This window comes from Mycolicibacterium elephantis DSM 44368 (assembly GCF_004014805.1).
GTDB classification, from domain to species: domain Bacteria; phylum Actinomycetota; class Actinomycetes; order Mycobacteriales; family Mycobacteriaceae; genus Mycobacterium; species Mycobacterium elephantis.
Genome location: NZ_ATDN01000023.1, coordinates 103,048 through 118,461 on the forward strand (window position 1 = coordinate 103,048; position 15,414 = coordinate 118,461).

Annotated in this window: 14 protein-coding genes; 5 read left to right on the forward strand and 9 right to left on the reverse strand. The window is 68.9% G+C overall.

Translation table 11 applies throughout. The annotated features are described in order from the left end of the window. Positions 1-5: 5 nt before the first annotated feature. Positions 6-1,196 carry an acyl-CoA dehydrogenase family protein gene (locus tag MELE44368_RS16595; protein WP_128109471.1) on the reverse strand — a complete coding sequence of 397 codons (1,191 nt, stop codon included), beginning with the start codon at positions 1,194-1,196 and terminating at the stop codon, positions 6-8. A gap of 1 nt (position 1,197) precedes the next feature. Then, positions 1,198-2,292 (reverse strand): acyl-CoA dehydrogenase family protein, encoded by a 1,095-nt coding sequence (locus tag MELE44368_RS16600; protein WP_128109472.1) that lies wholly within the window; start codon positions 2,290-2,292, stop codon positions 1,198-1,200. Between the two features lie 181 nt (positions 2,293-2,473). On the opposite strand from MELE44368_RS16600, the gene MELE44368_RS16605 reads away from it, so the two are divergent. From MELE44368_RS16605 to MELE44368_RS16620, 4 genes are all read left to right on the forward strand, one after another. Next, positions 2,474-3,304 carry an LLM class F420-dependent oxidoreductase gene (locus tag MELE44368_RS16605; protein WP_128109473.1) on the forward strand — a complete coding sequence of 277 codons (831 nt, stop codon included), beginning with the start codon at positions 2,474-2,476 and terminating at the stop codon, positions 3,302-3,304. A 70-nt stretch (positions 3,305-3,374) separates the two neighbouring features. Continuing rightward, positions 3,375-4,577, forward strand: coding sequence for an acyl-CoA dehydrogenase family protein (locus MELE44368_RS16610; protein WP_128109474.1), 1,203 nt, complete (start codon positions 3,375-3,377; stop codon positions 4,575-4,577). After that, a complete protein-coding gene (locus MELE44368_RS16615) occupies positions 4,570-5,742 on the forward strand; it encodes an acyl-CoA dehydrogenase family protein (RefSeq protein WP_241566660.1) in 1,173 nt (390 codons plus the stop codon). The genes MELE44368_RS16610 and MELE44368_RS16615 overlap by 8 nt, the downstream gene beginning before the upstream one ends. 55 nt (positions 5,743-5,797) lie before the next feature. Next, positions 5,798-6,739, forward strand: a complete 942-nt coding sequence (locus MELE44368_RS16620; protein WP_128109476.1) for a mechanosensitive ion channel family protein — start codon at positions 5,798-5,800, stop codon at positions 6,737-6,739. Between the two features lie 9 nt (positions 6,740-6,748). Here the strand turns inward: MELE44368_RS16620 and MELE44368_RS16625 are convergent, their stop codons facing one another. The 7 genes from MELE44368_RS16625 to MELE44368_RS16650 form a co-directional block, all read right to left on the reverse strand. Next, the gene (locus tag MELE44368_RS16625) at positions 6,749-9,043 is read right to left on the reverse strand and encodes a Tex family protein (RefSeq protein WP_276050745.1); all 2,295 of its coding nucleotides are present in this window, start codon (positions 9,041-9,043) and stop codon (positions 6,749-6,751) included. An 81-nt stretch (positions 9,044-9,124) separates the two neighbouring features. Continuing rightward, complete coding sequence (locus tag MELE44368_RS16630) at positions 9,125-10,384, reverse strand: oxygenase MpaB family protein (RefSeq protein WP_128109478.1); 1,260 nt, start codon at positions 10,382-10,384, stop codon at positions 9,125-9,127. Positions 10,385-10,409: 25 nt separating this feature from the next. Further along, the gene (locus MELE44368_RS16635) at positions 10,410-11,195 is read right to left on the reverse strand and encodes a TspO-related membrane protein (RefSeq protein WP_128109479.1); all 786 of its coding nucleotides are present in this window, start codon (positions 11,193-11,195) and stop codon (positions 10,410-10,412) included. 49 nt (positions 11,196-11,244) lie between these two features. Next, complete coding sequence (locus MELE44368_RS16640) at positions 11,245-12,609, reverse strand: MBL fold metallo-hydrolase (RefSeq protein ID WP_128109480.1); 1,365 nt, start codon at positions 12,607-12,609, stop codon at positions 11,245-11,247. A 15-nt stretch (positions 12,610-12,624) separates the two neighbouring features. Next, positions 12,625-13,398 (reverse strand): sulfite exporter TauE/SafE family protein, encoded by a 774-nt coding sequence (locus MELE44368_RS16645; RefSeq protein ID WP_128109481.1) that lies wholly within the window; start codon positions 13,396-13,398, stop codon positions 12,625-12,627. Between the two features lie 18 nt (positions 13,399-13,416). Next, complete coding sequence (locus tag MELE44368_RS26670) at positions 13,417-13,581, reverse strand: DUF8730 family Cys-rich protein (RefSeq protein WP_164890126.1); 165 nt, start codon at positions 13,579-13,581, stop codon at positions 13,417-13,419. 39 nt (positions 13,582-13,620) lie between these two features. Beyond that, entirely contained in the window at positions 13,621-15,000 is a 1,380-nt protein-coding gene (locus MELE44368_RS16650; RefSeq protein ID WP_128109482.1) for an MBL fold metallo-hydrolase, read from the reverse strand. Between the two features lie 134 nt (positions 15,001-15,134). Between MELE44368_RS16650 and MELE44368_RS16655 the strand changes: the two genes are divergently transcribed. Then, positions 15,135-15,404 carry a metal-sensitive transcriptional regulator gene (locus tag MELE44368_RS16655; protein WP_128109483.1) on the forward strand — a complete coding sequence of 90 codons (270 nt, stop codon included), beginning with the start codon at positions 15,135-15,137 and terminating at the stop codon, positions 15,402-15,404. Positions 15,405-15,414: the final 10 nt, after the last annotated feature.

Consider the following 15,414-nt stretch of genomic DNA (forward strand, 5'->3'; position numbering starts at 1 on the left):
TGCGGTCAGCTCCGACGGGCCTGTCGGAACGGGATGTCGCGGTCGGTCTCGGGTTCCTTGGGCAGGCCGAGGACCCGTTCGCCGATGATGTTGCGCTGAATCTGGTCGGTGCCACCGCCGATCGAGGTGAAGAACGCGTTGAGCGTCAGGAAGTTGACGTCATCGGCCACCGGATTCTCGGGGCCGGCCAGCAGCGCCTGTGCGCCGATGATCCGTGTCTTCATCGCCGCCTCGGTGTGCAGGATCTTCGACATCGCGAGCTTGCCGAGCGACATGATGGAGCTCGACGTCCCTTGTGTCGTGGCGGCTTTCGCGCGGGCGTTGTTGAGCTTGTTCAACTCCCGCAGCGCCAGCACCTTGGCCAAGGGGTACCGCACCGCGGGGTCGTCGAGCACGCCGTGTTCGCGGGCGAGCTCGATCAGGCTGTCGGCCTTGCGGCTTCGGGAACCGCGAGCGCTGTCACCCATGATCGAGCGCTCGTAGGCCAGCGCGGTCTGCAGCGCCCGCCAGCCGTTGCCCGCACCGCCCAGCAGGTAGTCGTCGGACACCCGGGCGTCGGTGATGAACACCTCGTTGAAGTGGGACTCCCCGGTGATCTGCACCAGCGGACGCACCTCGATGCCGGGCTGTTTCATCGGCATGATGAACAGGCTGAGCCCCTGGTGCTTGGGCACATCCCAGTCGGTGCGGGCCAGCAGCAGCGCGTAGTCGGCGCTCATCGCGCCCGACGTCCACACCTTCTGCCCGTTGACGATCCACTGATCTCCGTCTTTCACCGCGGTGGTGCGCACGCTGGCCAGATCCGAGCCCGCACCTGGCTCGCTGTAAAGCAGGCAGGTGCGGGAGCGTTCGACCAGGAAGTCACGCAGCAGGTCGGCCTTGAGCTTCTCGGTGCCGAGTTTCAATGCGGTGTTGGCCGGGATGTTGTACTTGTCCTGGCGCGAGCCCGGCGCCTTGATCGCCGAGAACTCCTGGCCGATGACGGCCGCCAGGTCGCTCGGATAGCCGCGGCCGAACCACTCCGGGGGATAGGTGGGCACCGCGTAGCCGGCGTCGAGCACCTTCTCCAACCAGGCGATCCGCTCCGGTGACGACACCCATGGGTCGTCGGACTTCGGCAGCGGAGACCAGTTGTCGCGCAACCACTCTCGGACTTCGGCGCGCAGTTCGTCGGGGCTGGGCAGAGACGTCGACATGTCAGGCGCCTTTCGAGACGAGGTAGCGTTCGCGGTGCAGGCGCGAGTCGCCGAACAACTGCAGTCCGGTGCGCGCACGCCGCAGGTACAGGTGGGCGGGATGCTCCCAGGTGAAGGCGATACCGCCGTGCATCTGGATCGCGTTCATCGCGACGGTCTCGTAGGCTTCCGCGCAGGTGAAACCCGCCAACGCGATTGCCCCGTCGACGGTTTCACTGCCTGCGGCCATCTCCGCGGCGGCGTGCTGGGCGGCCGACGTCGCGTTCTCGACCTCGATGAGAAGGTCGGCGGCCATGTGTTTGAGCGCCTGGAAGCTGCCGATCGCCCGGCCGAACTGCACGCGGGTCTTGAGGTATTCGACGGTCATGTCGAAGATCGCGCGGGCACCGCCCACCTGCTCACCGGCGGCCGCGATCACGGCGTGGTCCAGCGCCTGCTGCACGGCGTCCCAGCCGGCGGTGCCGAGCCGACGGGCAGGCGTGTCGGCGAACGTGAACGTCGACAGCCGCACGGTCGGGTCGAAAACCGTTGCGGCCGTGCGGTCGAACCCCTCGGCATCGGGCGCGACCTCGAAGACGCCGACGCCGTCGTCGCTGCGGGCGGCGACGAGCACGACGTCGGCCACCTGGCCCCACGTGACATAGTGCGCGGTGCCGGTCAACGCGCAGTCGGCACCGGCCCGCACGTCGACCCCGTCGGCGGTCCACGACCCGGACGGGCCGGTGACCGCGACCGTGCCGATCGACGTGCCGTCGGCGAGCCCGGGCAGCAACCGCTGTTTGTCGTCGTCGGAGCCGGCGGCCTGCACGAGCGCGACGGCCAGCACCGCGCTGGAGATGAACGGCGCGGGTAGCAACGCGGCGCCGGTCTCCTCGGCGACCGCCTCCAGCTCCTGAGCGCCGAAACCCAGCCCGCCGTGCGCGTCGTCGACAAGCATCCCGAGCAGACCCTGCTCAGCGAGCCGGCTCCACAGCTCGCGGTCGAAGCCCTCCTCGGAGGCCATCACGCGTCGCACGTCGGCCTCCGTGCACTTCTCGCGCAGCAACTCGCCGACCGCGGCGCGAAGTTGCGCGCGCTCGGCCACACTGATCGTCATCGCCAACCGCCTCTCCTGGCCCGCTGCGTTCACCACAGAGCATGCCCTGCACACCGCGGGCGTCCACCAGTGGGTTTAAGAGCCGGTGCGTGTTTGCCAAGAACGGCATGCCGCTGGCCTGAAGGAATAGCCTCGAAACGAGGCGCGTTACCGCGCCTGATGACGGCAGTTAGGTGAGCCCATGGAATTCGGGATCTCGACCTTCGTCAACGACGACACCATCGACCCGGTATCGCTGGCCCGCGTGATCGAAGAGCGCGGCTTCACCGCGCTGGCGGTCGCCGAGCACACCCACATCCCGGCGAACCGCGAGTCGCCCTATCCCGGCGGTGGCGAGCTGCCCAGCGTCTATTACCGCACCCTCGATCCGTTCGTCACGCTGGCCGCCGCAGCGGCCGTCACCTCCGACATCGAGCTGATCACCGGCATCGCGCTGCTCATCCAGCGCGATCCGATCATCACCGCCAAGGAGGCCGCGAGCATCGACCTGATCTCGGGCGGCCGGTTCGTGTTCGGGGTCGGCGCGGGATGGAACCTCGAGGAGATGCGCCACCACGGCACCGACCCGAAGACCCGCGGCGCGCTGCTCGACGAGCGCATCGAGGCCATCAAGGCGCTGTGGACCACCGAGCCCGCCGAGTATCACGGTCGCTACGTCGACTTCGACGCCTCCTACCTGCGGCCGAAGCCCGTGCAGAAACCGCATCCGCCCATCCTGATCGGCGGCGACTCCGACGCCACCGTCAAACGCGTGATCCGCCACCAGGCCGGGTGGATCTCCAACCCGCTTCCGGTGGAGCGGCTGACGAAGCGTGTCGAGCAGCTGCGCGCGGGCGCCGGCCGCGAGGTGCCGCTGACGACGTTCGGCACCCCGATCGATCCTGACTACTGGCAGGCCATGGAGTCGCTGGGATACCGGCAGGCCAACCTGCTGCTGCCGACGAAGCCGCTGGACGCATCGCTGCGGCTGCTCGACGAGTACGCCGAGGCGGTCGCCAAGTACCGCGGCTGACCCTGTCCCGGCGAGCGCGTCGGCTGGCCCCGCCGTTTCTCGACACCTGTCGAGTTCCTATTCTGGCTGCATGAGCAATGACGCTGATGCCGAGCGGGTCGCCGAGCTGGCGCGCAAAGTCGTCGCCGAGGCCGACCCGAAGAAGGTGCCCGTCCCGGAGTTCCTCGGCGCCTGCTACGACGCCGGCCTGTCCTGGGTGCACTTCCCCGAAGGCCTCGGCGGCCTCGGGGTGTCCCGCGGGTTGCAGGCCGTGGCCGACCGGATCCTTCAGGGTGCGGGCGGTCCGGTGCCGCTGGGGCTCAACCCTATGGGATACGGCATGGCGGCTCCGACGATCCGTGAGCACGCGCAGACCGAGGACGTGAAGCGGCAGTGGCTGCGGCCCCTGGCCACCACCGAGGACCTGTGGTGTCAGCTGTTCTCCGAGCCCGGCGCCGGATCCGACCTGGCCGGGCTGGCCACCTCCGCGGTGCGCGACGGCTCGGGAGAGGGGGAGTGGATCGTCAACGGGCAGAAGGTGTGGACCAGCCTCGCCCACCGCGCGCGCTGGGGGTTGCTGCTCGCCCGCACCAACCCCGACGTGCCCAAGCACAAGGGCTTGACCTATTTCGTCATCGACATGCACGGCGAAGGGGTGGAGACCCGCCCGCTGCGCCAGATGACCGGTCAGGCCGAGTTCAACGAGGTGTATTTCTCCGACGCGCGGATTCCGGACAAGCACCGCCTCGGCGAGGTCGGCAACGGCTGGGCCGTGGCGATGACGACGCTGATGAACGAGCGCACCGCCCTGGGCGGCAGCGGCAGCAGGCGCGGCGCGGGCACCATCTCCGACGCCACTGGCCTGTGGGCGTCACGCCCCGATCGGCACACCCCGGTGTTGCGTGACCGGCTCACACAGCTGTGGCTGCGCTCGGAGGCACAGCGCCTCACCGCGGAGCGCTCGCGGGCCACCGCCACCGTCGGCGGTCCCGGCCCCGAGGGATCGATCGGCAAGCTGGTCGGGGCGGAACTCAACCAGGACATCTACCAGTGGTGCATGGATTTCCTTGGGCCCGAAGGGCTTCTGTACCACGGATATCAGCAGGGCCCCCGTACCGGAGATGACGACTGGCAGGGTCCGATTCAGCAGCGGTATCTGCGCAGCCGCGCCAACACCATCGAAGGCGGCACATCCGAGGTGATGCGCAACATTCTCGGCGAACGCATCCTCGGCCTGCCCGGTGATCTGCGCGCCGATGCCGGGATGCCGTGGAAGGAGATCCCCCGTGGCTGAGAACGTATCGAGCACGGAGTACAGGTTCACCGACGAACAGAACCAGTTACGCGACGCGGTAAGGAAATTCAGCGCCGAGCACTTCTCCGAGGAGAAGGTGCGCGAGCTCATGGAGTCCGACCCGCCGTTCGACCCGAAAACGTGGGCGCGGCTGGGCGGCGAGCTCGGCGTGCTCGGCCTCTCGGTGCCCGAGGCCGACGGCGGCGTCGGCGGCACGCTGGTCGACCAGGCCGTCGCGATCGAAGAGCTCGGTGCGCGGCTGGCGTGCGGGCCGGTGTTCGGCACCGTTTACCTGGCGATCCCGGCGCTGGTGGCCGCCGGTTCGGGCGCAGTGCGCGACGCGCTCTTGGGCGACCTGATCGAGGGCACCCGCACCGCGGCGTTCGCCGTCGCGGATCGGGCCGGCGTCTTCGACCCGGCGGCGGTGACGGTGAGCGCATCCGGAGATGCGTTGTCGGGCACGGTGACTCAGGTGATCGACGCGGGCATCGCCGATGTCCTGCTGGTCGCCGCGAACGGCGCCGACGGGGTGGGCTTGTACACGGTCGACACCTCCGCGACCGGAGTGCAGCGCACCCCGTTGGCGACCCTGGACCTGACCCGGTCCGCAACCAACGTCACGCTCACCGACGCGCCCGCGCAAAGAATCGCCGGGCCCGACGAGACCGAGCGGGTGCTGCACCACGCGCTGCAGGTCGGTGCGGCGCTGCTGGCCGTCGAGCAGGTCGGCGCCGCCCAGCACCTGCTCGACCTGTCGGTCGAGTACGCGAAGTCGCGGCTGCAGTTCGGCAGGCCGATCGGGTCGTTCCAGGCGGTCAAGCACCGCCTTGCCAACCTGCTTGTCGATGTCGAGCATGCGAGATCGGCTGCCTATCACGCGGTTTGGGCGTTGACCGATGGGTCCGACGACCCGGCGCTTGCAACCAGCATCGCGCAGGCGGTGTGTTCGGCGGCACTGACGCACGTCGCCGCCGGCACCATCCAGGTGCACGGCGGCATCGGGTTCACCTGGGAGCACCAGGCGCACCTGTATTACAAGCGCGCCACCACCGACGCCGCGCTGCTGGGCAGCGCCGAGCAGCACCGCAATCGGGTCGCATCGATGGTGCTGGACGGCGCCGAGCCCGACCGGATACCGCGGGTCGCCGACGGCCTGCCCGTCTGAGGCGGTCCGCAGCGCCGACTGTGCTCAGGCGGAGATGATCCGTACGGTCGGGCCCATGGACGTTTACGCCCTCGCTTTCGAATGGACGGACACAAACCGGCATTGGCTCATCGAGGTTCCGGTGCGAATCGCCTTGTATCTGGTGGTTGCACTGGTCGTGCGGTACCTCCTGCACCGAATGATCGACCGGGCCACCGGCAAGCGCCGCAAGAAGCGCGACGAGGCGCCGCAGCCGCAGACGAAGCCGCCGCTCATCCGGCATCTTCGCGATCGCGTGCCGAAGACGGCCAGCGGTCCGCAGGCCGCCGAGCGACGGCTTCAGCGTGCGCAGACCATCGGGTCGGTGCTCAAGTCGATCGTGTCGATCGTGCTGCTCAGCTGGGTGATCCTGGCGGTCCTCAGCGTCGTCGGGGTCAACATCGCCCCGTTCATCGCATCGGCCGGCGTGGTGGGCCTGGCCGTCGGCTTCGGCGCCCAGAACCTCGTGCGCGATTTCGTGACCGGCGTGTTCATGCTGCTCGAGGATCAATACGGGGTGGGCGACATCGTGGACCTCGGCGAGGTGATCGGCGAGGTGCAGAGCGTGGGATTGCGCATCACCACCCTGCGCGACATCGACGGGACGCTGTGGTACGTGCGTAACGGCGAGATCCAGCGGGTGGGCAACATGAGCCAGGAGTACGCCGTGGCCCGCATCGAGTTGCCTGTCGCGTTGACCGCCGACGTCGACAAGGCCGAGGAGGTCGCCCTCACGGCCACCAAGGCGGCCATCGCGAAGGCGCCCCTGGCGGAAAAGGTGCTCGGCGAGCCGGAGATGCTCGGGGTGCAGGAGCTGTCACCGGATCTGCTCACCCTGCGGATGACCGTGAAGACCCGGCCCAACGCCCAGTGGTCGGTGCAGCGCAAGCTGCGCGCGGAGATCCTGCGGGCCTACTACGAACACGGAATCGACCTACCGTACCCGCGCGGGCGTATCCACGCCGTCGTCGGCGGCTGACCGGCGCCGTCAACGCCCAAAGCCCGCCTTACGCAACGCGTCTGCCATCGAACCGGCGGGCGCATCGGCCGGTGGGTGTCGCTGCGGGCGGCCTTTGCGCCGGGGGCTGCGGTCGGGCCGCTCACCCTTGTCGGCCGGTTCGTCGTCGAGCCGCAGGCTCAACCCGATCCGCTGACGCTCGACGTCGACGTCGATGACCTTCACCCGGACCACCTGCCCGGAGCGCACCACCTCGTGCGGGTCTGAGACGAACCGGTCGGCCATCGCCGAGACGTGCACCAGACCGTCCTGGTGCACGCCGACGTCGACGAACGCCCCGAACGCCGCGACGTTGGTGACCACACCCTCGAGCACCATGCCGACCTTCAGGTCGGCCACCTTCTCGACCCCCGCGGCGAACGTCGCCGTGGAGAACGCCGGCCGCGGGTCGCGCCCCGGCTTCTCCAACTCGGCGAGAATGTCGGTGACGGTGGGGATGCCGAACCGGTCGTCGGCGAAGTCGGCGGGTTTCAGCGACTTGAGCGCCCGCTCGTTGCCGATGAGCTCAGCCAGCGTGATCCCCGAGCGATCCAGGATGCGGCGCACCACCGGATACGCCTCGGGGTGCACACCGGAGGCGTCGATGGGATCGTCGCCGCCGCGGATCCGCAGGAAGCCGGCGCACTGCTCGAATGCCTTGGGCCCCAGCCGCGGAACGTCGAGCAGCGCCTTGCGGTCGCGGAACGGCCCGGTCTTGTCGCGGTGGGTGACGATGGCCTCGGCCAGCGACTCCGACACACCCGACACGCGGGCGAGCAGCGGCACCGACGCGGTGTTCAAGTCGACGCCGACCGCGTTGACCGCGTCCTCGACGACTGCGTCGAGGCTGCGGGCCAGCGTGCCGGGCGTCACGTCGTGCTGGTACTGCCCGACGCCGATCGACTTCGGGTCGATCTTCACCAGTTCGGCCAGCGGGTCCTGCAACCGTCGCGCGATCGAGACGGCGCCCCGCAACGTCACGTCGAGCGTGGGCAGTTCGCGCGCGGCATACGCGGATGCCGAGTACACCGAGGCGCCGGCCTCGCTCACCATCGCCTTCGTCGGCGCGTCGGCACCGGCCGCGCGGATGTCGGCGATGAGCTCCGCGGCCAGCGCGTCGGTCTCCCGCGACGCGGTGCCATTGCCGACGGCGATCAGCTCGACACGGTGACGCGCGACGAGCGCGGCCAGAGTGGCCTTGGCCGTATCCCATTGGCGCTGAGGCTGATGCGGAAAGATCGTCGCGGTGTCGATCACCTTGCCGGTGCCGTCGACGACAGCCACCTTGACGCCCGTGCGGTAACCGGGGTCCAGGCCGAGCGTCGTGCGGTTTCCCGCCGGCGCAGCCAGCAGCAGGTCCTTGAGGTTGGTCGCGAACACCGCGACCGCCTGTTCTTCGGCGCGGTTGCGCAGCCGTATGCGGGCGTCGACCTTCGCCGAGATCATCAGCTTGGTCCGCCATGCCCATTCGACGGTGCCGACCAGCCACGTGGTCGCGGCGGCGTTCGCCGTCATGTCGATGCCGAGGGCCTTGGCGATCATGGCGTGGTACTGCGCGTCGTCGCCGCCGTCGAAGCTCAGCGCCAGGATCTCCTCCTTCTCACCGCGCATCGCGGCGAGCACCCGGTGCGACGGCATGGTCTCCAGCGCCTCGCGGTAGTCGAAGTAGTCCCGATACTTCTGTGCTGCCGCGCTTTTGGCCACCTCGGCGGACCAGGGCGCGGTGTGCAGCGAACCCGCCTTCCAGAACTGCTCCCGCACGGCGCCCACCAGCTCGGCATCCTCGGCGGCGCGTTCGGCGAGGATGTGGCGGGCGCCGTCGAGCGCCGCCGCGGCGTCGGGAACGTCGGCGCCGACGAACTCCGCGGCGGCCTTCTGCGGGTCGAGGGCCGGATCGGCGAGCAGCCGAACGGCCAGCGGCTCCAGGCCCGCCTCACGGGCGATCTGCGCCTTGGTGCGCCGCTTGGGCTTGTACGGCAGGTAGATGTCCTCGACCCGCGATTTGGTCTCGGCCGTCATCAGCGCGGCTTTCAGCTCATCGGTGAGCTTGCCCTGCTCCTCGATGGAGGCCAGCACGGCGGCGCGACGCTCATCCAGTTCGCGCAGGTACTGCAGGCGTTCCTCGAGCGTGCGCAGCGCGGTGTCGTCCAGGCTGCCGGTCGCCTCCTTGCGGTACCGGGCGATGAACGGCACGGTTGCGCCGTCGTCGAGCAGCCGGACGGCCGCGGCGACCTGCGCCTCGTTGACGGCCAATTCCTCAGCAAGACGGGCATTTACAGACTTCAGGCTAAAGCTCTGTGGCACGCGGCGACTCTACAGGCCGGGCCCGACAGCACCGAAGGTGTGCCGGGGCCGTGTCGCGAGAAGTCAGCGACGCAGGGGCGCGGCGGCCTCGAACGCCGCCGCCTTGCCGTCGGACTGCCACCGCAGCCAGTTCTCCCACCGGCTGAGGTTGGCCTGCTGCCATCGGCGGTCCACCCAACCCGAAGCACGCCGCGCCAGCTCGAGCGCCAGGATGAGCGGAGACCGCAACAGCAGCAACAGGATTCCCGGCACCGCCGACGGCAGGCGGTAGCGGCGCCGGTTCCACGGCAGCATGTACAACCCGAGATAGCCGGCCTGCACCCGGTAGTGGTACTCGGCGCGCAGTCGCGCGAGGCCGCGCTGCGCGGGTGCGGGCGCGAAGGCGGGGACGAATGATTCGACGAGTCCTGTGCCGCTGTCGGCGCTGTCGTAGCTGCGCGCGGCGTCGGCCATGAACAGGATGCGCCACGCGTCGGCGACGGTCTCGGGAAAGTAGCCGTCGCAGCGCACGCCGACCAGATGGCCGCAGTAACGGTTGAAGTGCAGCACCGCGCGCACTTCCCGCGCGGAGGTGAGGTGGCCCAGCAGATACAGGCCCAACGCCGGCGCGACACTGCCGCCGAGCAGCGTCAGCAGCATGGCGGACTGGCTGATCGGCAGCCCCCAGCGTTCGGCGTCCCACTCGGGGTGCTGCTTGACCCGTTCACGGACGCTGACATGCATGATCCGCACATGCATGGAGATGTTGCGGCCCAGCGAGCCGGGTGTGAGGACGGCGCCCGGTCGGCAGACCTCGATCCACCACCGCGACGTCTCCAGGTAGCGGTGCAATGCCCGCTGGCCCGCATAGCCGCCCGAGAGCGACAGCGGCACCGCCAACCAGCCCTCGGTGTAGGTGTCGTTGGTGCCGGCGTTGCCCAGCGCTCCGAGCGCGTACGCCCAGCGCCGCCACACCGCGGCGCCTTCCTCGACCAGCTCCGGGTCGACCCACCCGGGTAGTTGCTCGAACTCCGCGAACAGCGCCCGCATCGACTCGGGCGCCTCGGGCACGCTGTCGATGCCGTCGCGCTGCGCCCGCTCGACGAGCTCACGGGCTTTTCTGGCGCCGAGCTCACCGTGGTAGGTCTCGGCGACGAACCGCTCCGCGACGGGATCGCCCTCGGTCAAGCCGGCGATGAAGGCCCGCGCGACGGCGTCGGTGGGAAAGAGGTCGACGCCGGTGAGCCGCTTGACCAGGTTGCGCAGCGCCACGCGCCGGCCGTTGCACTCCGGATAGCGGAAGGCGGTCGGCGCCCCCGGCGGTCGCGGCGAGGGTTCGGGCATGGTTCTGTTGTACCGCCCCTGTGGGTCAGACTGCGTGCCGCCTGGCCGTGACGAGCACCGCCAGCCCCAGCACCGCCGCGGTGACCGAGGCGGCGATCAACACCGACGTGGTCTCGTGCAGCCGCACCGCGATGCCGACCAGCGCCCAGACGATCACCAGCGCGTAGGCGATGTCCCGGTGGCGCAGGCACATCACCAGGCCCAGCGCGCCCGCCACCGCGACCATGATCACGCCCCAGGTCGGCTCGGAAAGACCGAAGCCCGACCAGCCGGCGTCGTCGAGGGTGATCGTCGCGTTGGCGATCGTGGCGACCGAGATCCAGCCCAGGTAGACCCGGAACGGGATGTGCACCGTCCACCGTTCCACGGTCGAGGCCGGTGGATGGGCAGCCTGGATGCGGTAGATGACGATCAGCGCGCCCAGCAGCACGACCATCAGCAGCATGCTCAGCGGGAACCGATTGTGGTGCCACGCGAAAAGCCAGCAGCAGTTCGCCGCCGCGGTCAGCACGTACCAGGGCGCGATGGCCCGCGCGGCGCCACTGTCGGTGCGGCCCTGGGCCAAAGTGAGGCTCAGGTAGACGCTGTAGGCGATCACCCCGAAATAGATGAGGCTCCAGATGGAGAACACGTAGCCGGCCGGCGCGAAGTACACCTCGCTGCGGCGGGTGACGTCGCCGGTGGTCTGGCCGTTGATCGGCAGCGCGTTGGCCAGGTAGTTGACCACGAGGGTGGCCACCGTCGCCAGGGTGACGATGAGCGGCAGCAGCAGCGTCGTGATCGAACGGCTACCGACGGACCTGCGCACCACGGGGCTCCTTCGTGTCGGATACGCGATACGCGCCCGTTCACCGGGAATTCTAACCCTTCGCGGCGCCGGGCGACGTGAGACCGAGACGCGTCGCGTTGTCGAAGTCGTCGTCGATGAGAACGACCTCGTGACCCGCGCGGTCGAGAAGCGAGGCCGCGATCGACGACCGATAGCCCGACTCGCAGTGCACCCAAACCGTCGAGGCGGGAACCTCGCCGAACCGCTCCGGCAGTTCGTGCAGGGGAATGTTGACCGCCTCGGGGATGTGGTCCTCCTCGTACTCGTTGCGCTGCCGCACGTCGAGCACCGTCACGGCACCGGCGCGGCGCTCGCCGGCCAGCGCCGCGAAGTCGGCCACCGGATAGGAGCCGAGCGGACGCCCGTCCCGCAACTCGTCGATGTCACCGGCGGCTGCCCCCGCCAACCGGTCCACACCGATCCGTACCAGTTCCCGCCTGGCTTCGGCGATCTGCTCGGGAGATTCACCGATCAGCGTCAACGGCGCGCCCCAATCGTAGAGCCAGCCGAAATAGGTGACGAACGAGCCGGACAGCTCGAAACCCAACGCTCCCTGCAGATGTCCGGCCGCGAACGCCGTCCGGTTGCGCAGATCGACCACCCACTCACCGGCCTCGAGCCGACGGCGAAGCTCCTTCGGGTCGACGGGCTCGGGCGGCGTGAGATCCACCGGCGCCGGGCCTTCGCGATTGATGACGCCCATGTGCGCGTAGTAGGCCGGGTACGCCGACAGGCCCGCGATCAGTTCATCGACGAAGCTCTGTTCATCCTGGGTCAGCGCCGGATTACGTTGCCGCTCTTCACCGATCGTCGACGCCTCACCGGAAGCCGGTGTGGCCGAACAGAAGCTGCCGAAGCCGTGTGTGGGGTAGATCGGGGCATCCGCGGCCAGCCGGTCAGCGAGCTTGCGCACGGAGCGGAACTGGGCGCGGGTGAGCTCCTCGGTGTCCTCCGCGCTGATCAGATCGGTGCGACCGGTGGTGCCGAACAGCATCGAGCCACCGGTGAAGACACCGTGGATCGCGTCGTTCTCGTCGCGCAGCACGTAGCTGACGTGATGGTGGGTGTGCCCGGGGGTGTGCATCACCTCCAGCCGGATGGGGCCCGCGTCGATCACTTCACCGTCGATGGCGGCGCGCCGCCGATAGGCAACCTCATCGCCCGCGGGGACCACGTATTGGGCACCCACGATGCGCGACAGTTCGAGCCCTCCGGTCACGTAGTCGTTGTGCAGGTGCGTCTCGAGCACGTGGGTGATGCGGGCCGCGTGGGCGCCGGCCAGCATGAGCACCCGGTCGATGTCGCGCTGCGGATCGATCACCACGGCCGTGCCGCGGTGAGCGACCAGGTAACTACGGTCACCCAGTCCGGAGGTTTCGATGATCGAGACGTCCATGAGATTTCCTCTCGGTCAGCGTAAGACGATCGTGTCGACGAGCACATAGGCGGCGACGGCGAAGACCAGGTAGGCGAACCAGCGCTGCAGGCGTGCGGTGTCGATTTTGGTGCCGAAGTAACCGGCGACCAGCGAGGCGAGCATGGCGGCGCCGACGAATGCCGCGGTGATCGACCAGTCCAGGCTGACGCCGTTGAGATGCGAGAAGAGCCCGGCTATCGAGTTGGCGACGATGATCAGCAGCGAAGTGCCGATCGCCGTGGACATCTCGACGCCGAGCACCACCACGAGCGCCGGAATGATGAGGAACCCGCCGCCGACGCCGAACAGACCGGTCAGCAAGCCGACCGCCAGCCCGGCGCCGAGAGACCGCGGTGCGCAGCGGCGCCAGTTGACCCGGCCCTCCCTGACTTCACAGGCGGTGCCGGTGTTGCTCTGGTCGGCCAGCATGCGGATGCCCGCGACCACCATCACCACCGCGAACCCGATCAGCAGCGCCGAATCGGGCAGGTGCCTGCTGAGCGTGCTGCCGACGATGCTGCCCGGGATGCCCGCCGCCGCGAAGATGGCGGCCATCCGCCAGCGGATCTGTCGCGCGCGGATCTTCGGCAGCGCCCCGACGGCCGAGGCCGTGGCGACGACGACCAACGACATCGGAATCGCCTCTTGCACACCGAGGTTCATCCCGTAGACCAGTGCGGGGACGGCGAGGATCGAGCCGCCGCCGCCGAGCAGGCCCAGCAGCACGCCGATCAGCGCACCGAGCCCCAGGCCCATCGCCACAGTCATGGATCGCCGTCGTTCGGTCTACCGGCGCCAGAACCTGCCGAGAGTGCGCCGCGGCGGATCGGTCACCTTTTCGCAGCGGCACTGCTGCGCGGCGGGCACCGACGCCATCACCTCGTCCACGTGCTGGCCGCAGCCCTCCCACGTCGTCTTACCGCAGGACGGACATCGAACCGGGTAACACATTGTCACACCTTTCTTTTCGGTTCTCCTCGGCCTGATCGCTCAGACCATGGCGCGGGCGGTTGCCCACTCGTCGTATCCTCCCAGCAGGTCGGTCACCTGTTGGAACCCATTGGCGCGCAGCAAGGATGCCGCGACACTCGACCGCCAGCCGCCCGCGCAGTGCACGACGATCGGCTTGCCATTCGGCACGTCGCCCATCCGGACACGCAACTGCGCGAGCGGGATGTGCACGGAGCCCGGAATGGCGCCGCTTGCCCGCTCACCGGCGTTGCGGATGTCGATCAGCGTCACCGCATCCCGCGCCAACAGGTCGTCGAGCTCGGCGGCCGTCGTCCGCGGAGCCGACTGCACGAGGTCGGCCAGTTCGGCGGGGAAGTGCCCGTCGCGGCCGACGTTGAGGTAACCGACGGTGTTGTCCGAGCCGATTCGGGCAAGCCGCAGCGCGGCCTGCTGCTCCTCGCCGGGGTAGGTGATCAGGACGATCGGCGCACCGACCTCGGCCACCATCCCGCCCGTCTCGGCGAACCGGCCGTCGAACCCGACGTTGACCGACCCGCGCAAGTGGCCGGCGGCGAAGTCCTCGACGCTGCGGGCGTCCAGCACGCGCACGTCGGCGGCCAGTGCCGCCCGGATCTGCGCCGGTGTCATCTCGGGGACCGTGCGGTCCTGGCGCAGCAACGGATGCACCCGCTTGTTCATCGCAGCGTCGGACGCGAAGTAGGCGGGCGCCGCGGGCTGGCCATCGGTGATCAACTCGACGAAGGCCTCCTCGCTCATCGGCCGCACCGAGGGGTTGGTCAAACGCTGTTCGCCGATGGTCGAGGTGAGCTCGGCGGACAGGTTCTTGCCGCAGGCCGAACCGGCGCCGTGGGCGGGCAGCACCTTCACATGATCGGGCAACGTCAGCAGCTTGGCGTGGATCGTGCGATACATCGCCCGGGCCAGATCGGTCGTCGAGCTCTCCCCGATGTTGACCAGATCCGGCCGGCCGACGTCACCGATGAACAGTGAGTCGCCGGTCAGCACGGCTACAGGCTCGACGTCGGCACGTTCACGGACGAGCACGCTGATCGACTCCCAGGTGTGCCCGGGAGTGGACATGATCTCCAGCTCCACGGTGCCGAGCGGGAGGCGTTCACCGTCGGCCAGCCTGCGGATCGGGTAGTCGGTCTCGGCGGCCTCGCCGAAGCCGATCCAAGCGCCGGTCGCGTCGACCAGCTCCAGGTGCCCGGAGACGAAGTCGGCGTGGAAATGCGTGTTGATGACGCCTTCGATCGTGAGGTTGAACTTCCGCGCGTCGGCGAGGTACTCGGTGATGTCGCGGCGCGGATCGACGACGACCGCGCGTCCGGTCGACTCGTCACCGATCAAGTATGACGCGTGCGAGAGGCACTCGATGTAGTACTGCTCGAGGATCATCCCCGGACTCCTTCCCAGTCGTCGGGACATCGATGCTGATACCCCGGCGGGTATGAAGGACAATACCCCAGGGGGTATCTATTTCACAAATACCCCCGCCGGTATAGTGGGCGGTGAGAGAAGGAAGGACGACCATGGTTGGTGACCAGGAAGCCATCGACGCGGTGCTCAACCGGCTGCGTCGGGCTCAAGGCCAGCTCGCGGGGGTGATCGCGATGATCGAGCAGGGCCGCGAATGCAAGGACGTGGTGACTCAGCTCGCCGCGGTGTCGCGGGCGTTGGACCGCGCCGGGTTCAAAATCGTGGCGACCGGGCTTCGGGAATGTATGACCGGCGACCAGAACGGTAACGAGAAGCCGATGACCGAGGCGGAACTCGAGAAGCTCTTCCTCGCACTGGCCTGAGACAAAACGA

Bases quoted from the DNA above. Each gene is read 5' to 3' on its own strand.
- MELE44368_RS16645 (WP_128109481.1), bottom strand. From the start codon at position 13,398: ATGACTGTGGCGATGGGCCTGGGGCTCGGTGCGCTGATCGGCGTGCTG.
- MELE44368_RS16605 (WP_128109473.1), top strand. From the start codon at position 2,474: ATGGAATTCGGGATCTCGACCTTCGTCAACGACGACACCATCGACCCG.
- MELE44368_RS16610 (WP_128109474.1), top strand. From the start codon at position 3,375: ATGAGCAATGACGCTGATGCCGAGCGGGTCGCCGAGCTGGCGCGCAAA.
- MELE44368_RS16600 (WP_128109472.1), bottom strand. From the start codon at position 2,292: ATGACGATCAGTGTGGCCGAGCGCGCGCAACTTCGCGCCGCGGTCGGC.
- MELE44368_RS16630 (WP_128109478.1), bottom strand. From the start codon at position 10,384: ATGCCCGAACCCTCGCCGCGACCGCCGGGGGCGCCGACCGCCTTCCGC.
- MELE44368_RS16620 (WP_128109476.1), top strand. From the start codon at position 5,798: ATGGACGTTTACGCCCTCGCTTTCGAATGGACGGACACAAACCGGCAT.
- MELE44368_RS16655 (WP_128109483.1), top strand. From the start codon at position 15,135: ATGGTTGGTGACCAGGAAGCCATCGACGCGGTGCTCAACCGGCTGCGT.
- MELE44368_RS16650 (WP_128109482.1), bottom strand. From the start codon at position 15,000: ATGATCCTCGAGCAGTACTACATCGAGTGCCTCTCGCACGCGTCATAC.
- MELE44368_RS26670 (WP_164890126.1), bottom strand. From the start codon at position 13,581: ATGTGTTACCCGGTTCGATGTCCGTCCTGCGGTAAGACGACGTGGGAG.
- MELE44368_RS16595 (WP_128109471.1), bottom strand. From the start codon at position 1,196: ATGTCGACGTCTCTGCCCAGCCCCGACGAACTGCGCGCCGAAGTCCGA.
- MELE44368_RS16640 (WP_128109480.1), bottom strand. From the start codon at position 12,609: ATGGACGTCTCGATCATCGAAACCTCCGGACTGGGTGACCGTAGTTAC.